Origin of the sequence: Micromonospora sp. NPDC005215 (genome assembly GCF_040607915.1) — a bacterium.
Taxonomy (GTDB): Bacteria; Actinomycetota; Actinomycetes; order Mycobacteriales; family Micromonosporaceae; genus Micromonospora.
Genome location: NZ_JBEXHQ010000123.1, coordinates 1 through 1352 on the forward strand (window position 1 = coordinate 1; position 1352 = coordinate 1352).

Consider the following 1352-nt stretch of genomic DNA (forward strand, 5'->3'; position numbering starts at 1 on the left):
GGGTCTTGTGACGTGTCTGTGGGTGGTTGGGCGCGTCGTTTTTGGCGCACGCCGTTGTCCTGCCTAGGTTCTGGCTTGTCGAAGGTCGGAACCGGATGGGCGGGAGAACGGCGTGCGTTTTGCCAGGGTATGGGCTGGGCTGCTCGGGGTCGAGCAGGCGGTGGTCGAGGGTGTGGAGTTCGATCCGGTCGAGTCGGTGGTGGTGGCTCGGGTGCGGGTGCGTAAGGGTGCGTCGCGGCGGTGTCCGTATTGCGGGCGGCGGTGTCCGCGTTATGACGCTGGGGTGCGGCGGCGGTGGCGGGCGTTGGATTTGGGGACGGTCGGGGCGGTGGTCGAGGCTGATGCGCCGCGGGTGTCGTGTCGTGTGCATGGTGTGGTGGTCGCGGCGGTGCCGTGGGCTCGTCATGGGGCGGGGCATACGCGGGCGTTCGACGCGACGGTGGCGTGGTTGGCGGTGCACACGGCGAAGTCGGCGGTGTCGCAGTTGATGCGGATCGGGTGGCGCACGGTCGGGGCGATCGTGGCCCGGGTGTGGGCCGATACCGGTGGTCTTGAGGACCGATACGACGGGTTGCGTCGGATCGGGATCGATGAGGTCAGCTATAAGAAGGGCCACCGGTATCTGACCGTGGTGGTGGATCACGACAGCGGCCGGTTGGTGTGGGCGGCGCCGGGTAAGAGCGCCGCCACGCTGGAGGCGTTCTTCGACCTACTCGGCCCTGATCGGGCGGCGAGGATCACGCATGTGTCCGCCGACGGCGCTGACTGGATCACCACCGTGGTGCGGCGCCGCTGCCCGAACGCGGTCCGCTGCGCTGATCCGTTCCACGTCGTGGCGTGGGCCACCGACGCCGTGGATCGTGTTCGCCGCCAGGCCTGGAATGAGGCCAACGGGCGAGGAGCCGGTCGCCGTGGTGTCGCCACCGGTGCGGCCCGTCAGCTGAAGAACACCCGCTGGGCGTTGTGGAAGAACCCGGAGAACCTCACCGACGCCCAGCAGACCAAACTCGCCTGGATCGCCAAGACCCACCCCCGCCTGCACCGGGCCTGGGCGTTGAAGGAAGGCCTACGACTGGTGTTCACCCTGGCCAAGACCAGCCCAGCGGCGGCGGTCGAAGCCCTCGACCGGTGGATCGGGTGGGCCCGCCGCAGCCGTATCGATGTCTTCGTCGATCTGCAACGCCGCGTGGTGCGTCACCGCGACGCCATCGTCGCGTCCATCGAACACGGCCTGTCCAACGGCCGTATCGAGTCCGTCAACGCCAAGATCCGCCTGATCACCCGGGTGGCCTTCGGCTTTCACTCACCCGACGCCCTCATCGCCCTGGCCATGCTCAACCTCGGCGGCCACC

1 protein-coding gene is annotated in these 1352 nt (G+C 68.6%); it reads left to right on the top strand.

Annotation, left to right across the window (positions count from 1 at the left end; translation table 11 throughout):
• Positions 1-112: 112 nt before the first annotated feature.
• The coding region (locus tag ABZU25_RS34475; protein WP_355033550.1) for an ISL3 family transposase at positions 113-1352 on the top strand (1240 nt) is incomplete at its 3' end.